Source organism: Pseudomonas sp. FW305-20 (assembly GCF_058788075.1).
This window is the reverse complement of sequence record NZ_JBYTAJ010000022.1, coordinates 86,818-104,916: the sequence shown is the minus strand read 5'-3', so window position 1 is coordinate 104,916 and position 18,099 is coordinate 86,818. Positions and strand designations below refer to the sequence as shown.

Below are 18,099 nucleotides of genomic sequence, written 5' to 3'. Positions count from 1 at the left end.
GGAATGCAGCCCGGGACGCTCTGCGTCCATCCAAAGCCGAACGCGGAGCGTCCGTTGAGGCATTCCCACGCGGAGCGTGGGAACGATCATTGGGACAGGTGTTGTGTCAGGAGGGGGAGTAGCTGCTCGCACGACGCCTCTATTTTCAAATCAAGGAAGTCATCCGCCCGTGTCTTCCCCAAATTGATCGCCATTAACGGCTTGCCCTGATCCGCCACCGCCCGGCATAACCGAAACGCCGAATACGCCATCAACGAAGATCCGACCACCAGCAACCCCGCCGCCTTTTCGACCGCTGCCATCGCTTTGGCCGCTGTCACCTGCGCCACATTTTCGCCAAAAAACACCACGTCCGGCTTCATCCGCTCACCCGCGCAGTACGGGCACTGCGGCACCTGAAACCGCGCCTCAAACGCCGCATCCAGCAGCGTGTCGCCATCCGGGGCTTGCACCGCATCCACGCCGGCCAGATACGGATTCTGCGTTTCCATCAATTGCTGGATCGAATCCCGTTCGCTGCGTTTTCCGCAGTCCAGGCACAACACTCGATGCAGGCTGCCGTGGAGTTCGATGACGTCATGGCTGCCGGCCTGGTCGTGCAGGGTGTCGACGTTTTGCGTGATCAGCCCGCTGATCTGCTGCGAACGTTGCAAACTGGCCAAGGCCTCATGGGCCACGTTCGGCTGGGCCTGGCGCACTCGCGGCCAACCGAGCATCGCCCGCGCCCAATAGCGTCGCCGGGATTCGGGGGCGGATAGGAATTCCTGATACATCATCGGTTGCCGGCCACGCCGCACGCCCTGGTTGTCGCGGTAGTCCGGAATGCCCGACGGAGTGCTGATGCCGGCGCCGGTCAGGACCACAAACGGCTGGTCAGCCATTAACTGCTGAAGGCGATCGAGTTGTTCGCGGATGAGGCTGTCGAGCATGTTCAACACTCCGGTGGACCATGAGTGTTTGCAGGGTAGCATTTGCCGACCACCCGGACAGGTTGCCCGTCCGGGTGATGTCAGGCACCTATTTACGCGCCTCCAGAATCAGGTTGAACGGCGTTTCCGTGGCCCGCCGGAACGTCTTGAACCCGGCCTCGGTGAAAACCTTGCGCAGCCGCGCCTCGCCAGCCTGGGCGCCGAGCCCGAGGCCGACTTCCTGGGACAGCGAGTTCGGGGTGCAGATAAAGGTCGAGGCAGCGTAGAACAAGCGGCCAACCGGGTTGGTGTTGTCGTCGAGCGAGTCGTTGGCGAACGGTTCTACCAGCAGCACCGTGCCGTCCGGTTTCAGTGCGTCATAAGCATGCCGCGCCGCGCCCACCGGGTCGCCCATGTCGTGCAGACAGTCGAAATAGCAAACCAGGTCATAGTCATCGCCGGGGAAGCTTTTTGCCGTGCCTTGGAAGAACCGCGCACGCCCGGCCACGCCACCTTCTTCGGCGCGCTGGGTGGCGACGGTGACGGAGGGTGCGTGGTAGTCGAAACCGACGAATCGCGAATTCGGAAACGATTGGGCCATGATCACGGTGGATGCGCCGTGGCCGCAGCCGATGTCCGCCACTTTGGCGCCAGCCTCCAGTTTGCCGACCACGCCTTCGAGCGCCGGTAGCCATTCGGCGACCAAGTGCGCTTTATAACCTGGCCGGAAGAACCGCTCCGTGCCACTGAACATGCACGGATGGTGATCGCCCCAGGCGAGGGCACCGTCGCCGCGCATGGCGTTGACCAGTTTGTCCTTGTCATGGAAAAACGATGCGACCACCCCGATGCCACCCGCGATATAGACCGGTGAGTCTTCGATCGCCAATGCCAGGGCTTGCTCTTCGGGCAGGCGGAACTGGCCGTCGCGGTGTTCCATGTAACCGGAAGCGGCGTGGGCGCTGAGCCATTCGCGCAGCAGGCGGGTGTTGCAGCCGGTTTTGTCGGCGAGGATTTCAGGGGTGACTGGCTGGCTGTCGGCCATGGCCCGGTACAGTCCGAGCTCTTCACCGAGGATGACGTTGGCGAGCATCGCTGCGCCGCCCATGTCGTTCACCAGTTTGCCCATGAAATCATTGAGTCTGGCCTCGTCCATCACATGTGCTCCTTCAGCAGGATCACAGTCCAGAGGCCTTGTTTTTCGAGGCGTTCACCTCTGAACCGTGGTCGTGGGAATGAACAGGACGATAAGCACGTCCTGCGTGCAGTAAGTTTAGTCCGGGGGCCGTGGGCCGCCGTCTGGAGCGACGAAATCCCGGTGGCAGGAAGATCTGGTTTGACGCTGCCCCCTGTAGGAGCCCGGCTTGCCCGCGATGGCGGTGTTTACGAGTGGGTCGAGATGGCGCTGCAGCAGTCCGAGGCCGAACCGTTGCCGCTGAGCGATGCCCGGTTGTTGCTGGACCGACCGTTGCAGGTTTCACCGCTGGCCTGGCCGTTGGCGTATGCCTGGTCTACGTTGTTCTTGAGTTAGCGTCACGTCTGGGGGATCAAGCGTTGCTGACAATCAAGCACCAACCGCGCACCGCCGAGTTCACTGGTGCCGACTTCAAGCGTAAACCCATGCAAGCTGACAATCGCCGCAACGATCGACAGCCCCAACCCAAACCCGCTTTTCTGGTTGCCGCCCTCGGCACGATAGAAGCGCTGGAACACTGCCTCTCGTTCGGCCATCGGAATACCAGGGCCCGAATCGAGCACTTCGATCCGCGTAAATCCCGCCTCATTGACCCCCCGCAAAATCACCTCGCCACCCGGAGGCGTGAACTTGATCGAGTTGCTCAGCAGGTTCGCTATCGCCTCAAACAACAATGCTCGATCACCGTTCAGCGAAGGTAACGACGTCGGCAATTGCAGCTTGAAAACCAGCTCGCCTTCTTCCGCCAACGGCAGATAAAAGTCGTGCAGCTCTTGCAGCAACGGCAGCGGATCCAGCTGCACAAAACCCGAGCGGCGCTGACGATCTTCCAGCTCGGATATCCGCAGCAACCCTCGAAAGCGCGCCATCAAGGTGTCCGCTTCACCGAGCACTGAGTCCAGTTGCACCGCCAGCGTCGAACCCTCATCAGCCTGCTGCTGAATCCGGTACAGCTGCGCCCGCAAGCGCGTCAGCGGCGTGCGCAGGTCGTGGGCGATGTTGTCGCAGACGCCCTTGACCTCGTTCATCAAGCGTTCGATACGTTCGAGCATGGCGTTGACGATGGCGGCGAGCATGTCCAGCTCATCGCGGCGATCGGACAATGGCAGGCGGCGGGTCAGGTCGCCGGCGACGATGGCTTCGGCACTGGCCTGGATCGCACGAATCCGCCGCAACGGACGCCGCCGCAACAGGTGCCAACCGGCGATGCCGGGCAGGATGGTCAGCGTCACACCCCAGAGCAGCGCGTGCAGAATGATCCGGGTCACGGCAAACAACGAACCGTTATCCCGCACCAGCACCAGCCAGCGACCGTCCTTTGTCTGGGTCGCTACCGCGTCGCAGCTGTCGGCGGGCAGGCTTGGGTCGTCAGAATCGGCGCAGTCGCCGAGCATGTGAATCTTGCCATCCAGCGGCAGGCCTTTGGGCATGTGACGCAGCGCACCGCCGAGGTAGCGGTGCTGAGCATCGAACAGGCCATAAGCGTCGATGCCGCGAATGTCGAAGGTCATGCTGACGGCGAGGGCGTCCGCCAATTGGTCGCCCTGAAAGTGCGAAAACAAATGCTGGCGTTGCATCAGCGAATGTTTGGCCAGGTTGTCCAGGTAGGCGGAAACCTCGTAGTACATGACCCCCATGAGAATCCCGCTCCAGACCACGAACAGCGAACTGTAGAGCGCCAGCAAACGGCTGCTGGACGAACGCCAGCCGTTAGAGGGGTTCAGCAATGACATAACCCGAGCCTCGCACGGTCCGAATCAGTGGGACATTGCCTGGCGGGTCGATCTTCTTGCGCAACCGGCCGATGTGCACGTCGATCAGATTGGTGCCGGGGTCGAAGTGGTAACCCCAGACCTCTTCGAAAATCATCATCCGCGACAGGATCTGCCCGGTGTTGCGCATCAGAAATTCCAGCAACTTGTACTCGGTGGGCAACAGCGTCAGCAGTTGACCGTCGCGGCTGGCTTCATGGCTGATCAGGTTCAGCTCCAGATCTGCCACCCGCAAGGTGGTGGCCTTGGCGGTCACGGTGTTCTGCCGGCGCAGCAGGACTTCGACCCGGGCGGCCATTTCATCGGTGGCGAACGGTTTGGTCAGGTAATCGTCACCGCCCGCCCGCAAGCCGCGCACACGCTCATCGACGTCGGAGAGGGCGCTGATCATCAGGATCGGCGTGACCACGCCCATGGTCCGCAACGTGGTGACTATCGCCAGGCCATCGAGCTCCGGGAGCATGCGATCAAGGGTGATCAAGTCATAGTTGCCGCTGACCGCGCGCGCCAGGCCTTCGCGGCCGTTGTCGACCCAATCCACGTCGAGGCCGTGGCTGCTCAATTCGGCGACGATTTCCCGGGCGGTCACGGCGTCGTCTTCGATGGTCAAGATGCGGGTCATAGGGCGGGCCTGATTAGGAGTGCTCAACATTGAGCGGCATTTTGCCAAGAAATGACCGCAGGCTTTCTAAATAAAACTTCATGTGAATCGAAAAGGATTTTTCCATTGAAAACACCGATCCCGGTCAATGCATAAAACCCGCCGATACAGAGAGTTCCTTGCAAAATGCAAGGCCATTGAAAGTTCAAACTTTATAACTGATTGAAAGTAAGCAATTTATTTAAAGTTGCCGACTGGCACGGTGACTGCACTTGCTCCCTTGAAGAGTTGTAACACCATCTTTCCTGCCTGGAGCGATATCACAATGAATAGATCCTCTGATGGTTTCTATCCGGCCCTCGAAGAAACGAGCACGGTCTCTGGCGTGTCCTGGGGCGCGATCTTCGCGGGGGCCGCTGCGGCGGCGGCGTTGTCGCTGATCCTCGTGTTGCTCGGCTTTGGCCTGGGTTTTTCGGCGGTATCGCCGTGGGCCAATGAAGGGGTGAGCGCCAAGGGCCTGGGCATTTCAACGATTGTCTGGCTGGCCGCTACGCAAATCGTGGCGTCCGGGCTGGGCGGTTACATCGCCGGTCGTCTGCGGGTGAAGTGGGCGTACATGCACGGTGATGAGGTTTACTTCCGTGACACTGCCCATGGCTTCCTGGCCTGGTGCGTGGCGACGCTGGTGACGGCGATGCTGTTGGTCGGTTCGGTCAGCAACATCATCGGCGGTGGCGTGCAGGCCGGGGCGAGTGTGGTTGGCGGCGCTGCGAGTGCCGCGACTCAAGCAGCCGGTACGGCTGTCGGCAACGCAGACAATGATCAGTATGGATACTTCGTCGACAGTCTGTTCCGCGATGATCGTCCGGCAGCAGTCAGTGATGACGCTGTTCGAGGCACCGTGACGCGCATCTTCGTGCGCAGCCTGAGGAACAACGGTCAACTGGCTGCCGAAGACCGCATCTACCTGGCGCAACTGGTGGCCCAGCGGACCAACCTTACCCAAGCGGACGCAGAACGTCGCGTTGATGAAGTGTATGCCCGCACGCAAAAAGCCGTGGCCGACGCCAAACTCGCCGCCCAGGAAGCTGCCGACACTGCCGCCAAAGTCGCGGCCTGGACGTCGCTGTGGATGTTCATTGCGCTGCTGATCGGTGCGTTTTTCGCCAGCCTCGCTGCAACCTTTGGCGGTCGTCGTCGGGATGCGGTCGAGTACATCGAAACCGACACTTACGTGACCAACACTTCCACCTCTGTTCGCTAAACCAGGAGAACTACCATGCGCTCATTACTGCTGTTCTTTCTCGGCGTACCGATCCCGATCATCATCCTGATCGCCCTGTTCATGTGACTTGGGTTGGGGCACAGGTCTTTGCCGCTTCTGCCTTGGGTGGAAGCGGCGTTTTTGTGTAATCGGGACTGACCTTGACTTTGATGTCGACTGTCATTGCGCTATCGCGAGCAGGCTCGCTCCCATAGTAGATCTGAGCGACACAGATCAAATGTGGGAGTGAGCCTGCTCGCGATGAGGGCATATCGGACACAACAAATCCATCTACTCAATTGGCGTACTGACAAAACCCTCAAGCCCTTCGGCATACGCGGTAAACGCACTGATCTGTGGAAACCGATTTTCATCCACCTGATCCGGCACCACCAGATGGGTGAAGCTCCAGGCCACCGCCAACGTAATCCCGTCTTGAGCAATCGTCCCGTCAGTCTTCAGCGGCTGCATTTCCAGCTCGCGCTCCAGCGCCGAATAGGCGGCCGCCAATTGTCCTTCGACCCGCTCCACCCACGGTTCAAACTGAATCTCCGCTGGCCGCAGATTGCGTTCGTAGTAGAGCTGTACGGACTTTTCACACGCCGCCAACGCCAGGCCGATCAGGCGCAACGAGCGCAAGCGTTGATCGAGATCGTCGGGCCCCATTTTTCATGTTTGTTAGTAACGCCATGCCATGATTATTCTAATTTTTGTCAAAATGACTTGAAGGCAGAGTTTCAAAATAAGTGAGAATCTGCGAAATTTAGGACAAAAAACTCAACTTTGTGGGCTCTGTAAATTTAGTGGATGTCATTTAATTTTGGGGGGCGCGAAGAAAGATCGAATTGAGTTTTTCAACAGTGGTCAAGCAACTGAGTGTGAACCTCATGGAGGTAAGATGGTGGGGATCATACGAAGCCGTGCTCAGTGGCGAAGTTTTGTAACTGTATTTTATCGATCATCGAACAATTGGAATAACCTTTTAAGGGGTGCGCTAATAAAAGTTTGTTTCTTTTTGTCAGATTTCGTGTGTGTTTATGGCCCAAGTATCTATCTGCTTGTGAAAAAGTACAATATTTTTCTAAAATTTCCTCCACTTTGGACACGTCATCCTGACTCAGGTATGTGGTTACACCAATGCGAATTGGATCAGTGAAGCCGGAGTTTAAAAATAGCCGCCCGAAGGACCTGCTATTGATATCATATTTTTTCCAAAGATCAGATATATTTATTAAGGTTGGCTGAGGCTTTTGTACTGGTGTATCAGGATTTTCTCGATCTGGGATCGAGAAGTAATTCGCGACGTCGTCAATGGAATAGATAAGTTGCGAGCAGGCGTTAACTGATGCGCCGCTTACCGGGGTTATACCAAGTCTGCTTAGTATCTTGTATGCGAAAGGTGCGCGAGTTTTCAACCAGTGAGCTACGGTAGTTAATTTGGCGTAATTTTTGTAAAATGTATCGATACTGCTATTTTTTATTTTGTTATTGGTTGTAGGTTTGGAGTCTGCAATTTGAAGGGTTTTTGTTGCGATCATGTTGGAAATTGCTTCGACTGGAACCTGAAGTTTTTCTGAGGCTTGCAGTATTGTGTGTCCATTGTTATTTTCTTGGTGGCGTTGATCCCGATTTTTGGTGTGCGACAAAACTTCATCTCGCAAAAAAAAATAGCAGGATTGTCATCGATTTCTGGACTCGTGACAGGTAAGACTCCAAAAGCTTTGAGGGTTTTGGTCACTTTTCCACGACTATAATTAAATAATTTACAGACTTCTGCTGCGCTTACGTATTGTGTTTTAAATTTTTTTAGTATTCTGATGTCTATGAGATGGCCACCCACTTCACATTTTTGAACGTTGGTAAGAAATCCAAGCTTTGTAAGTTTTCGTATAACTTGTTTTGATGTGTCAAGATATTCCGCGGCTGCAGCAGAGGGTAACCAGGCCTCTGTCTTAGTATGGTTGTGTAGTGCGCGTTTGGTTGAAGGGCTTCTGGGCTTTAATAGCTGTTGCTCAGTATCGTTACACCATTCAATAACTAATTGGCTGGTGTGAGTGCTTATCAGTTGAATTTGAAGTATGTTGTTTTCAATGTTTAGTGGTGCTATTTTCAAGTGCGCTATGGCCCTGCGGATTTGTTTGGTGGGGATGTTAGTTTGGCTGGATAGAAGTTTCACGGAAATGAAGTTTTTAGTAAAGTTTTCTATATCGTGCGGATCAAAGTACATTTTGTGATTTTTTTCCCATTTGGGCGCCAAGAGATGGTGCTCAATTGCGCCTTTTATTGCAGCCGCGCTTAGCTGAAGCATTTCTTGGAGGTGCTTTGGCGGTCTTTCAGAATTACGTGTTATTTTCTTCTTGAAGCCGTTGCGAAGCTTTATCGTTAATACTTGTTTTGATAGTGATTGAGCTTGTATCCAATTGTATTTAGTTTTGTCTGGCTTGATGTTTATTTCCAGGCGTAAGATTTTCCAATAATGCTGGCGTATGTTAAGCCAAGCACCAATTTGCCGCTTCGTTAAAGAAAATGAGTGAAGTGGTGCTGTTGTGAAGGTCCCGTTTTTTTTCGCATTTTCATGTGAGTGATATTTGATGAAGTCTCGCGCACAGTCCCGTGCCTTGGGTTGGGGGAATAGCGAAAGTTTGGCTGCGATAATATATGCAGGTGTTTCTGGGTATAGTTCATTTAGTCTTCTAAGGTGAGTCAATACTCCCACCATGTCTTCCTCAAGGAAAGCGAGTGCTAGTGATAATAAACACCTATTGGCTGGACATTCAGTATGGCGCTCCACCCGATACCCCAAGTCGTTTAGGTAGTCACAAAGTTGGCGAAATTTCTGTGAGTCGCCCATTCTGAATATATTGAGCAGTTTCTGTTCGTTTGTCGCCGTATCGGCCGAGCATGGTGGCGAAATCAGCAGATGATTACACCTACATTTTACATTCAATGCATGCCAATAAAGTTTTACCTGGCAGTTAGGGCATTTTGTAAGATATTTTCTGAGGTGGTAGGGGCAGTAGCTAGAGAGTTTGAGATCTTTGATGAAATGCTCTATGCCGTTTTCCCAGCATTCGGAACAATATGTGGCTCCCCTCTTCCGTATCATGTCGGCGCTAACGGAGAGCCCGGCGATTTTCAGAGGTGGAGCGTGATGTAGCGCACCAATTGGTTCATAAAAACCGCTAAGAAACTCATCGCCTGCCGCACCCGCCCGTTTAGAGATTTCTTGAATAATGGGGTGCGAGCGGGAAATTAGGGAGCCGTTAAAACATGTTCGACCAAAAAGTGCCTTAAGATCCGAGCGTAATATGCAACCATGCATGATAGCCATGCGCTTAAGGATACTGGTTGGACTTTCTTCAGGCAGTGGTCGAGGTGTGAACAATATTTTACTCATCGCGAACCTCCTCGTAGTCCAATATAAGCTTCATCAAATCGTCATAAGACTGGAAAAATGGATTGCCATCTGATAAGTTGTTTGGCAAGTCTACATATTGGCAGGCAGTGGAGAAGTCACTTGCTTTCAAAGTGCGCGGAACGCCCCTGCGCAAGCAAGTTTTTAGTGCGTCATTAATGATCAGCCGCATTCTCTTCAGATTGCCGCTGGTACCTATGAAGAGTGGCGCTGCGATGGTTGGATCGTTAAGGTGGACACCCTTTGCGAGTTCCGCAATTTCGTACATTGCGATATCCAAATGTTTTAATGTCGCGAAAAAATCGGAGTCGACTTTCGCGTCATAAGTGAAGTGTGATAGCTCCGCGAAATATGGATATCGATTTTCAAACGCCTCATCTTCACGCCGGATGTCTCTGCAGAGTTCGGTGCCCGAAAGGATCACGGGAATTCCTGATCCATTGAGAAGCGAGACAATCCATTGTAGCGAGTCAAGACGCACCTTTTCGGCGACGGTGGTAATACAGAGGCGTTGAATTTCGTCGAGAAAAATCACCTTCACGTGACACGTTTTCATGCAAGTGATTAGTTGGTGGGTGAGCTTCTCGATGGTGCCGTTGGGGGTTTCGTCAATCAAAAAACGGAGCATGTTTGTGATCAAGCCTTTGACAGTTGTCGGGGATGGGACCTCGCAATAGAAGACGGGCAGATTTGCATAGGTCCCGTCGTCACCGCGAATCACCGAGTTACCGTTGTAAAGCTTTCGAAAGTAATGACAAAGGGTTGACTTCCCAGTACCACTTGGCCCGCAAAGCAGGGCACATACCGGTTCATCCAGCGCTTCGGTGTTTTCGATCGCGTTCTGAATTTGCGAGCATGCCTGCCGATAGCGTGGATGAAAGACAATTCTGGCTTTGAATGCTTTAACGATTTGTTGGATGTCGGATTCCATTGTAATGCACCTCTTTTTGTTCAGATCTAATCAATAGGCTGAACGGTGGCGCAGGGGCGGGTGGTTGATGAGCCCAGATAAGGGCCGCGTTTAGCGACACAACGAATGTCTGAGTACATCGCATTTACCAAGTGATTATCTGCGCGCTCCTACAATGATTGCCGCTCGAGGCGCTTCAGCTCCGTGGTGATCGTTGACACATGCAAGCTTTGCCTCAGCGGAGCGCAGTCGGCTGTGCGGACAACGCTGTGCAGGGGCGGATGTGCATGGCGTTATACCTCCACAGACGAATAATCGTCGGGTGTGTCTCCATGATGGTGATAAACCTCTTGCGTATTAGGTTTGTTGGCCGTTGTCCTCGTTGAGTGTTTCTGTGATTTTTGAAGCGAACCTTTCTCCGCAGCCTGCTGACGTTGACGTCGCTGTGCCGGGGTCTTCACCTTGGCCAGCTCACGGAGCAATGCCACTCTCGCTCGGCGCGCCTTGCTCGGGTCGAAGGCAGTGCGTTCGGCCTTCAAGCGCTTAAGCGTCAATTGATGCAGGTGCATGGTGAGTCCTTCCTGGTAATCAGGATCGACCGCCTGCAGTTCAAGAAGCTCGTCGGGGTAGCTGGGATGGCAGGCCCAGGCATGTCCCAGGTCACTTGGGTCGTAATAGACGAGGAGTTTGTCCGGGCAGGGTTCGCGATTGGCCAGATATGGCACCGCGGGTCCTGTCCAGAACAGCGAATTAAACCGCAGCCGTCCTTGTTGCGGAGAGGCTTGGAACGCGCTTAAGAAGTACTGGCGAAGTTCCGAGGGCGAATAGCGCCGTGGTGGAAACAGGGCCGAATAAGCCGCCTCCCATGCCAGCCGGGGAGAGATGTTCAGGCTGCTGTGCACCCGCTCACAGTACACGTCGGTAACCCAGCGGCTGAAGATACTTCTGACTACCTCTATGGTAAGGCGTGCGTTGTCTTCAGAGTTGTAATCGCCCCGTGTGGTGATGTTCGAGAAAGTCGTGCCGGGCATCGCGTGGGCGATCTCTTTCGACCAGACGCCAAAAAAGGCTTCTACGTGCGGTTTTTGATTGCCTGCCGCGGGCTCGCAGTAACAAATCTCCCCCCCCAACATGGCGATGATGCGTCGAAGGTTATGCTCCACGAACTCAGGGCCACTGTCGAAGATGTAGCGTATTGCGGTACCTCCATAAGTATTCTCGCTGGACAACGACAGCTTAAGCGCTTGCAGGGTGGTGTCCAAGGAGGGTGGGTTAAATCCGATGGCCCAAGCGTAGGGCATTCGCGTAAAGACCTCTAGGAAAACGGTCAGGTAGGGGCGACCGATGACTTCGCCGTCATCATCCACCACTACTACGTGCATCTCTTGAGTGTCAGCCTCTACCAGTTCGAACAGCCGCCCCGGGCTTGGCCGTTTACGCGTCCAGCCTTGCCTTTTTTGGGCATACTTGCTGCCGTGTTGAGCACAAGCCGTTTCGTGGGCATCCAGCTCTCGCAGGAGCCGATTGAGGGTCGACTCCGAGGGTATTTTCAGCCTGTCGTGTTTGGGTCTGCCGTCATTGAACGTTTTCAGCTCCTGGACGATTGCATCGATCACTTCGGTTTTACAGGTAGGTTCCGGCTTCAGGTACAGCTCTTTAACCTGCTGTTGGATGATCTGCTGAGTTTCCCAAGGCTGATGGTCCAAGCGATGTTTCCATTTAGGTTTTTTAGCCGGTATGAGCGCGAGGTAGCTATAACCTGACTTGCAAAAATTTCGGATCCAACTGCGTGCCGTACTTAGGCTGGGTGGGCTGATATCGTTGATCTGCTTCGCTAGTGTGCTAATTAATGCTTGGGCACTTTCCGCCGGCATACGTCCGTGGTAGCGATTCATCAGCGGACGCACGTAGTAACAACGACGGTTGAACGCTTCGGCGTAGGGCTTGGGCAGCCCCGAGAGAACTTTCTGTGGATCCTTCTCAATGGGCGCCTCCTGATTTTTAACGAAGTCTCCGCGCTTCATCGCCCGCTGCAGGATGTCATGGGTCTGGCGCAGCACGATCCTGCGGCCCTCGAGGGCGCGCAGTTGCACGCTTTCACCTTGGAGATCTACGATCTGAAAGCGCTGACCGCGATAGCGGTAATGTTCACCGATCTTGAATTGAACGAAGTCCATCATGCCCTCCGTAGATCACAGTTTGTGGCGTGAGCTTTTGCCTCAGGTCTATCCGCAGTTCATCAAGGAAAATGGCGTAACAGATGGCCTGTGAAGGGATGTCGTTGGCGAGTAAGGCTTTAAGAGTTGTGCCCTGCCTGCCCAGAGCGAGTACTTTGGCGCGAACCTGTTTTGCCGCCCGTCTCGAACAGCCGAAACCGTAGTGATAGAGAAAGCGCAGGTTATGGGTGATGAGCGAGGGAGCGAGTAGGTCTGGCGTGAGCCAGCGGAACACATAGCCGCCGTCCAGCAGCATAGCTTCGACCGCCTGCGCCCACTCCCGCGTGTGGCTACCCCTTTGGCCCTCGGAGCACAGAAATTTTTGATAGACGATCAGTCCGCTGTCCAGTCGCACCAGAAAGTCGGCTTTATATAGTGTGTCGCCACAGCGCAGTGCGGCAGGCCGGCACTGGTAACTGAGGACATCGTGTCGATACTCAAGATGGACGCAGTAGTCAGCTTGCATCAGGTTGTTGCAGGCCACCGGCCCGCGGTTTTTTTGGGAAGGAAAAAATGTGACGCGACTGCCGCTCCGGCCTTTGTTCAGGGAGGTACGGGCGAGTGTTTCAATGGGCGGTCGGCTTAGTGCAAGCATGGTAATACCTCTGTGGTACGGGGTGGGGCGGGAAAATCGGTGGGTAGTCACCACCCAACGGACCGTGAAGTCGCTGCAAGTTGTCGGCATAGGACGGTCGCAGCGCGCGCCGCGAGGGTTACACCATTAGTGTCGGTCGGCATATCCACCTGCTTTCGCTGTACCAATGGCCGACTGGCACTAGGTGGACTAGCGACTCGACCACGCATCTTTCATTGGCGCCCTGGTGGTGCGTAATGTCGTGAGCGCTCAGGGAACACGCGCAAACGAGGTGAGGCGTGGCGCCAAAACCAACTCCATCGGAACTCGATGTACACGTAAATGCCACGCAAGGTTTCACCGCCGGGGACTTTCCGATACTTGCGGCAAAGGTGAATTTATAGTGGATCACTCCGCCAATTTCGGACCGGCCCAAGGCATTTGTGAGGGCTCGGCCCGTGTCCAACGCCCGCCACTTGAATATGGTCATTACCCAGCTGGATTGGCTGCGAGTCAGTGAGAGCATTCCCCACTGACTGGGGGGACGGTCAGCCGCCACTGGTGGCCTAACGGACGGGCGTAACCGCAAGCGCCACGGCGTAACTATGATAACCGGGGCCAAGAGGCGTGCTGCAGAACGCTGGTGTCGATGATGGGTTTGCATCTTTTTGTCCTCCAGACCGATTCAGCGAAACTGTCGGATGGACGTTCACTTTAACCAGTACGTACCGGGATTTCTCTGTACGGAAACACGTCAAAAAATGCCATAGACGTACTCTATTCCCATATATAATCAGGCACTTGAATAATCAAAGTTCACGCACAACGCCTAATCAGCCCTGGCTGGCGACCGAGGCACGGAATTGGTTGATAACCGTCTCATAGACGTAGGTTATGCCGTCGTAAAATCAGCAACTTGCAGGGGACTGTAAGCGCGCGTACCGCTTATCTAGGTAGCATGTAGGTGCGGGCAGGCGCGCAGGTGAGGCCCAATCGGTATGTATGGGTGTATAGTTGCGTCCGGGGTGGTTGGGGGCAGGAGTTGACAAGTGTCGACACTTTCCAGTGCTTCCGTTCGGCGTTGTCGTAATCGGTTTTTCGGGGCAACGTTGTACCAACTTTCTGGGGCGTCATCACGCACGGAGTATGCCCGCTGGTGCGATCATCTGGATCGCCCGCAGCTGTTCACCGCACCGGGTACCGTCGGCGGGGCGTCGGTTGGAACCAATCCCAAATGGCTTAGGTTGCTGGACGCGGGCGTCCAGTTGCATGAACACTGCCTGAACCACTTGATGGATGTTTTTCCAGAATTGAAGGCGGTTTACAACCATCCCCTCTGGGAGGTATTGGGCTGGGATAGCAATGATCGCCAGCTAACTGCAATGTACCTGGCGACTCGACGGCCACATTGCGTTGCACTGCAGGGTTCTTCGTATCCTTGTCGCGTCAATGCGCGGATGAGATGGGCCTTGGGCGTCCCTGATTGGACCCTTGTAGTTCTGCCGTTAGCATTGTTTCGCAACCCAATCCCGCCCGTGAGCCCACAACAACGCTGGCTGCAGCAACGTTTCAGCCATTACGTGGCGCTTGCCTCGCTGGTGCCCGCTTACCACCAGTGTTTCAACGACTTATGGGCGTTGTTAGATTGTTGGTTGAAGTGCAGCGGTCAACTCTTTCCGCTGGCCTGGGCCGCTGATGCGGAGCAGTTCGAGTATCAGCGCGAATTCTGGCAGATAAGCCGCGATGAAATGATTGACTACGGCTGGCTGCCACCATCTAACCACCCGACGCGATGCGACCTGGCAATGCTCTGGTGTATTTGCCTTGCTAGCCCATTTCTGGCGGATAGGCTCAATCAGAGCCTGAGTCGCGGTGTCCGTCGCTGTCCTCCGCTGCTTCGCCAGCTCATGAGGGAGCTGGACCCAAGGCTGGATGTGCTCGCCACGGTGTCGCTGGATCAAATGCCCAGGAGCTAGCCGTCAGCAATGACGCTGTCTTGGTCTTCGCCGTCTTCAGGCGAGGGCAGGGTGGTAACGCCAGCAGTAGGTGCGGCAGGTGTTCGATCTGGCGCTGCTTCTCTAGGGCGCTGCGTAGTCGGCTTCGGAGATCGACCGGCTCGTCCCGTCACTGCGCCTGATGAGGTGTCTGCGTGACTTGCTCCCAGTCGGCTTGGGTCTTCTGACTGGCTTGTGCCTCTATGGATGTCTGCTCGGCGGAGTATCTGGAGCCGGTATTGCCGAGTTCGCCGCGGGTGGCATCGATTGCGTGGCCCCATGTGCCGTTGAAGTACTCGAAGCGCACATATCACAATGAATACCAAGATTTAGGCAGAGGCTGTCAACTGGCGCAACAACGTTTGTAGCGTCTCAATTTGACGCGCCTGCTCGCGTAACTGGCGCCGATCGTTACGGTGCTGAAGCAAGTAGGGATTGACCCGGTCACGCAATACCGCCTGTTCGGTCAGCAATTTACGCACCTGTTCGCTCAATGTGTCGTTGGTTTGCTGATGGTCACGTATGGTTTTTGTGTGTTGTCGGAGCTGCTCCTGTTGCCTACGATGGTCATTAAGTAGGCGTTCGTGTTCGCAATACACGCTAACCAATTCCTCCTGTTTGGCCAGTTGCGCATTCTGCATTGTTCGTAGCTCCTGGCGTAACTGTTGGATTAGCTGGTCGTGTCGCTGCAGTTCTTGTCCGCGTTGGGCCAGTTGCTCTTGCCGATAGTGCTCTAGCCCCTCCCGGGCATGTTGATGCTTGTCCTCCAGTGACTGCACCTGATTGGCGCGCTCTTCGAGCATCTGTTGCTGGCCCGCAACCAACTGACGCAAGCGTTGGCGTTCACCCTCGCTGTCTTGTAACTGCTCGCGCAGTTGTCGTTCGCGCTGACGCTGCGTCTCTAATTCATTCGTCTGAGCGGATATCATTTCCAATGCTTGATCAAGGCGTTCGCGCAGTTGCGCATGTTCCTGGTGATAGGTCGTCTGTTGCCGATCAAGTTGCGCCCGTTCCTCAGCCACTGCCTCTTGAGCTTGTTGAGTCAGCCGCTCGGCTATGCTCGTCACCAATAAAAGCATTTCTTCACTAACAGTTGGGGGCGACGTGTCGTCGACGGCAGGGCGGGTGCTGAGTTCCTTTAGGTAACGTTGGATCGTGCTTTTCGAACCGGTATTGCCCAGCTCCACGCGCACCAGATCGATGCTGGGGTGAAGCCCACGGGCCAGCAACGCGTCACGAGCGGAATGCACCAAGGCTTTATTGATACCGCCACGGGCCATGTCAGGAGCTCCTGTAGGGTTCCCGGTAGTTATGCAGTATGGCGCATGGTGGTCGACTTGCTCGGTGTTGAATGGTGATCGTGACTCCGTTCACGCAGGCAGGGGCAGCTCGCGCTGGCGGCGCGGAGGGCAAACATATGACATCGGCTTCAGAGCGATATCTTCAGGCTGCACGGCGCGAAAGTACCATTCGGCGTTACAAGCAGGCATTGGAGCATTACGAGATTGGCTGGGGCGGCTTTTTGCCGGCGTCCAGTGAAAGTATCGTGCGTTACCTCGCCGAGCACGCGGGGCTGTCCATCAGTACCTTGCGCAGTAATCTGGCCGCTTTGGCGCGCTGGCATTTGAACCATGGTTTTGTTGATCCCACCAAAGCGCCGCAAGTGCGGGATGTATTACGCGGCATTCAAGCCTTGCACCCGCGGCAAGTCCGTCAAGCCGAACCCTTGCAATTGCGCGAGCTGGAGCAGTGCGTGGCGGCCCTGCAGCAGGAGGTGGCGTCACCGGACCTGTCCGTGCGCCTGCGCGCCAGCCGCGATAGGGCCTTGCTGTTGCTGGGTTTTTGGCGAGCCTTTCGCAGTGACGATTTATGCCGCCTGCGCATTGAAACCAGCCAGTTGGTTTCCGGCGAAGGGTTGAGTCTGTTTCTGTCCAGCAGCAAAACCGACCGTGATCATCAGGGGCGCACCGTCAGCGTGCCGGCCTTAATACGACTGTGTCCGGTGCAGGCCTACGAGGATTGGCTGACGCTCAGTCAACTTCGGTCGGGGCCGGTGTTTAGAAGCATCGACCGCTGGGGGCATCTGGGCCCCGCCGCGTTGCATCCGTATAGCGTCGCGCGGGTGTTGCGCCGGGCACTGACGCGCGGCGGCGTTGCGGGGGAGCGCTACAGCGGGCATTCGTTACGCCGCGGGTTTGCCACCTGGGCCACCCGCAATCAATGGTCTCCCAAGGCCTTGATGGAGTATGTCGGCTGGCGTGACGTGCACAGCGCTCTGCGCTACGTGGAAGCCGACGCGCCGTTCGGTAACTGGCGGCGTGAGGATGGGGCCGAGTCTAAATGACTGCGCGAGTGACGATTTCGTACTGAGCTACGGCCTATGTTATTACAGCTGTACAACGTTACTTTTCGACGATTCAAGTGAGCGGTAATAGAGGTTTGAGAAACCAAGATTCTCAAACCTCATGGCGTTTTGGGTGTTGAGAGGCTCGAATGGTGGTACGCCGAGGAGAGAGGGGCGTGATTCACGGGCGGATCCCTGCGATTGCCCCCCTGTGCAGCTTTGTTTTAGGTGTAGGCTGTAGGTGATTTACCGACCAACAAACTGCGGCGGAAGCCAGCAAGCTCAGAGCGGCTGGACCGTGCCCGGTGCGTGCGAGGAGGACACCATGACCATGCCGAACGAGCGCACGCGAGCGCTGATTCAGGCGCGAGACTTTTTAGTGGCGCTGGCAGAAGATCCCGCGCGCTCAGCGTCCATTCGCCGCTAGGCCCGCCAGCTGTTACGGCACTATCCCCATGCAATCGAGATATTGCGGGCGGGGCTGCTCGACGAGCAACGAGTAGACCGGCTGACCGAGCCGTTCCTGAGTTCAAGTATCGATTGAATGGATTGGTGACTCATCCTCGGTCCCAGGCCACTGCTCCGGAGTTGTTGATACGCATAGGGGAAAGGACTCCATTGCCTGATCAACCTTCTGCGTTACGCAATTGCACCCGCGCTCAATGGCCGTTCCGGTTCGACAGGCGTTAGCTCATATTTCAGTTGACGAAAAATTACGGTGGAGGGTGTGTGGATGAGCACTTCAACTGCGACACAAAGAAAGATGCCTCCCGAGAGGAGGGGCTCGCGGCCTTTTGGCGATTCAGTTCCGATCGAAAGTCGCTGACGGAGTCGGAGAGGTTGCAGCAAATCAAACGGGGGGGGGGGCCGTTGCCCTTTTCCGGGCTTTTCGTTTGGCGTTCACCC

General features: G+C 55.5%; 14 protein-coding genes and 2 pseudogenes. 5 read left to right on the top strand and 11 right to left on the bottom strand.

What is annotated here, in order from left to right; genetic code table 11:
* Window positions 1–86: 86 nt before the first annotated feature.
* Together AC3WP4_RS19255 and AC3WP4_RS19250 are read right to left on the bottom strand one after the other, a co-directional pair.
* Window positions 87–929, bottom strand: a complete 843-nt coding sequence (locus tag AC3WP4_RS19255; protein ID WP_074875606.1) for an NAD-dependent protein deacetylase — start codon at window positions 927–929, stop codon at window positions 87–89.
* Window positions 930–1,017: 88 nt separating this feature from the next.
* Window positions 1,018–2,064 carry a class I SAM-dependent methyltransferase gene (locus AC3WP4_RS19250; protein WP_074875608.1) on the bottom strand — a complete coding sequence of 349 codons (1,047 nt, stop codon included), beginning with the start codon at window positions 2,062–2,064 and terminating at the stop codon, window positions 1,018–1,020.
* A gap of 228 nt (window positions 2,065–2,292) precedes the next feature.
* Here AC3WP4_RS19250 and AC3WP4_RS19245 point away from each other — a divergent pair.
* Window positions 2,293–2,418: pseudogene (locus tag AC3WP4_RS19245) on the top strand (HvfC family RiPP maturation protein); the annotation flags it as partial.
* A gap of 23 nt (window positions 2,419–2,441) precedes the next feature.
* Here the strand turns inward: AC3WP4_RS19245 and AC3WP4_RS19240 are convergent.
* Window positions 2,442–3,836 carry a sensor histidine kinase gene (locus tag AC3WP4_RS19240; protein ID WP_102615159.1) on the bottom strand — a complete coding sequence of 465 codons (1,395 nt, stop codon included), beginning with the start codon at window positions 3,834–3,836 and terminating at the stop codon, window positions 2,442–2,444.
* On the bottom strand, window positions 3,814–4,497 hold the full coding sequence (locus tag AC3WP4_RS19235) for a response regulator transcription factor (RefSeq protein ID WP_074875614.1): 684 nt from the start codon (window positions 4,495–4,497) through the stop codon (window positions 3,814–3,816). The genes AC3WP4_RS19240 and AC3WP4_RS19235 overlap by 23 nt, the downstream gene beginning before the upstream one ends.
* A gap of 304 nt (window positions 4,498–4,801) precedes the next feature.
* Here AC3WP4_RS19235 and AC3WP4_RS19230 point away from each other — a divergent pair, with 304 nt between their 5' ends.
* Window positions 4,802–5,740, top strand: a complete 939-nt coding sequence (locus AC3WP4_RS19230; protein ID WP_102615158.1) for a hypothetical protein — start codon at window positions 4,802–4,804, stop codon at window positions 5,738–5,740.
* Between the two features lie 291 nt (window positions 5,741–6,031).
* Here AC3WP4_RS19230 and AC3WP4_RS19225 read toward each other — a convergent pair.
* The 6 genes and pseudogenes from AC3WP4_RS19225 to AC3WP4_RS19200 form a co-directional block, all read right to left on the bottom strand.
* Window positions 6,032–6,397 (bottom strand): annotated as a pseudogene (locus AC3WP4_RS19225) (glutathione S-transferase); the annotation flags it as partial.
* Between the two features lie 251 nt (window positions 6,398–6,648).
* The gene (locus tag AC3WP4_RS19220; RefSeq protein WP_146011604.1) at window positions 6,649–7,278 is read right to left on the bottom strand and encodes a hypothetical protein; all 630 of its coding nucleotides are present in this window, start codon (window positions 7,276–7,278) and stop codon (window positions 6,649–6,651) included.
* Window positions 7,275–9,137, bottom strand: coding sequence for a TniQ family protein (locus AC3WP4_RS19215; RefSeq protein ID WP_102615157.1), 1,863 nt, complete (start codon window positions 9,135–9,137; stop codon window positions 7,275–7,277). The genes AC3WP4_RS19220 and AC3WP4_RS19215 overlap by 4 nt, the downstream gene beginning before the upstream one ends.
* Window positions 9,130–10,086 carry a TniB family NTP-binding protein gene (locus AC3WP4_RS19210; RefSeq protein ID WP_102615156.1) on the bottom strand — a complete coding sequence of 319 codons (957 nt, stop codon included), beginning with the start codon at window positions 10,084–10,086 and terminating at the stop codon, window positions 9,130–9,132. The genes AC3WP4_RS19215 and AC3WP4_RS19210 overlap by 8 nt, the downstream gene beginning before the upstream one ends.
* Before the next feature lie 272 nt (window positions 10,087–10,358).
* Window positions 10,359–12,242 (bottom strand): TnsB C-terminal domain-containing protein, encoded by a 1,884-nt coding sequence (locus AC3WP4_RS19205; protein ID WP_158242640.1) that lies wholly within the window; start codon window positions 12,240–12,242, stop codon window positions 10,359–10,361.
* Window positions 12,214–12,876 (bottom strand): hypothetical protein, encoded by a 663-nt coding sequence (locus AC3WP4_RS19200; protein WP_102615154.1) that lies wholly within the window; start codon window positions 12,874–12,876, stop codon window positions 12,214–12,216. The genes AC3WP4_RS19205 and AC3WP4_RS19200 overlap by 29 nt, the downstream gene beginning before the upstream one ends.
* A 1,028-nt stretch (window positions 12,877–13,904) precedes the next feature.
* Here AC3WP4_RS19200 and AC3WP4_RS19195 point away from each other — a divergent pair.
* Window positions 13,905–14,831 (top strand): hypothetical protein, encoded by a 927-nt coding sequence (locus AC3WP4_RS19195; protein WP_146011603.1) that lies wholly within the window; start codon window positions 13,905–13,907, stop codon window positions 14,829–14,831.
* Between the two features lie 347 nt (window positions 14,832–15,178).
* On the opposite strand, the gene AC3WP4_RS19190 is transcribed toward AC3WP4_RS19195, so the two are convergent.
* On the bottom strand, window positions 15,179–16,129 hold the full coding sequence (locus tag AC3WP4_RS19190; protein WP_102615151.1) for a DNA-binding protein: 951 nt from the start codon (window positions 16,127–16,129) through the stop codon (window positions 15,179–15,181).
* A 137-nt stretch (window positions 16,130–16,266) separates the two neighbouring features.
* Between AC3WP4_RS19190 and AC3WP4_RS19185 the strand changes: the two genes are divergently transcribed.
* The gene (locus tag AC3WP4_RS19185; RefSeq protein ID WP_158242639.1) at window positions 16,267–17,193 is read left to right on the top strand and encodes a site-specific integrase; all 927 of its coding nucleotides are present in this window, start codon (window positions 16,267–16,269) and stop codon (window positions 17,191–17,193) included.
* Window positions 17,194–17,518: 325 nt separating this feature from the next.
* Complete coding sequence (locus AC3WP4_RS19180) at window positions 17,519–17,620, top strand: BPSL0761 family protein (protein ID WP_309475437.1); 102 nt, start codon at window positions 17,519–17,521, stop codon at window positions 17,618–17,620.
* Window positions 17,621–18,099: the final 479 nt, after the last annotated feature.

Excerpts from the sequence above, each read along its gene's own strand:
- AC3WP4_RS19220 (WP_146011604.1), bottom strand. The coding sequence starts at position 7,278 with ATGATCGCAACAAAAACCCTTCAAATTGCAGACTCCAAACCTACAACC.
- AC3WP4_RS19185 (WP_158242639.1), top strand. The coding sequence starts at position 16,267 with ATGACATCGGCTTCAGAGCGATATCTTCAGGCTGCACGGCGCGAAAGT.
- AC3WP4_RS19255 (WP_074875606.1), bottom strand. The coding sequence starts at position 929 with ATGCTCGACAGCCTCATCCGCGAACAACTCGATCGCCTTCAGCAGTTA.
- AC3WP4_RS19240 (WP_102615159.1), bottom strand. The coding sequence starts at position 3,836 with ATGTCATTGCTGAACCCCTCTAACGGCTGGCGTTCGTCCAGCAGCCGT.
- AC3WP4_RS19250 (WP_074875608.1), bottom strand. The coding sequence starts at position 2,064 with ATGGACGAGGCCAGACTCAATGATTTCATGGGCAAACTGGTGAACGAC.
- AC3WP4_RS19230 (WP_102615158.1), top strand. The coding sequence starts at position 4,802 with ATGAATAGATCCTCTGATGGTTTCTATCCGGCCCTCGAAGAAACGAGC.
- AC3WP4_RS19235 (WP_074875614.1), bottom strand. The coding sequence starts at position 4,497 with ATGACCCGCATCTTGACCATCGAAGACGACGCCGTGACCGCCCGGGAA.
- AC3WP4_RS19200 (WP_102615154.1), bottom strand. The coding sequence starts at position 12,876 with ATGCTTGCACTAAGCCGACCGCCCATTGAAACACTCGCCCGTACCTCC.
- AC3WP4_RS19190 (WP_102615151.1), bottom strand. The coding sequence starts at position 16,129 with ATGGCCCGTGGCGGTATCAATAAAGCCTTGGTGCATTCCGCTCGTGAC.
- AC3WP4_RS19210 (WP_102615156.1), bottom strand. The coding sequence starts at position 10,086 with ATGGAATCCGACATCCAACAAATCGTTAAAGCATTCAAAGCCAGAATT.
- AC3WP4_RS19215 (WP_102615157.1), bottom strand. The coding sequence starts at position 9,137 with ATGAGTAAAATATTGTTCACACCTCGACCACTGCCTGAAGAAAGTCCA.
- AC3WP4_RS19180 (WP_309475437.1), top strand. The coding sequence starts at position 17,519 with ATGACCATGCCGAACGAGCGCACGCGAGCGCTGATTCAGGCGCGAGAC.
- AC3WP4_RS19205 (WP_158242640.1), bottom strand. The coding sequence starts at position 12,242 with ATGGACTTCGTTCAATTCAAGATCGGTGAACATTACCGCTATCGCGGT.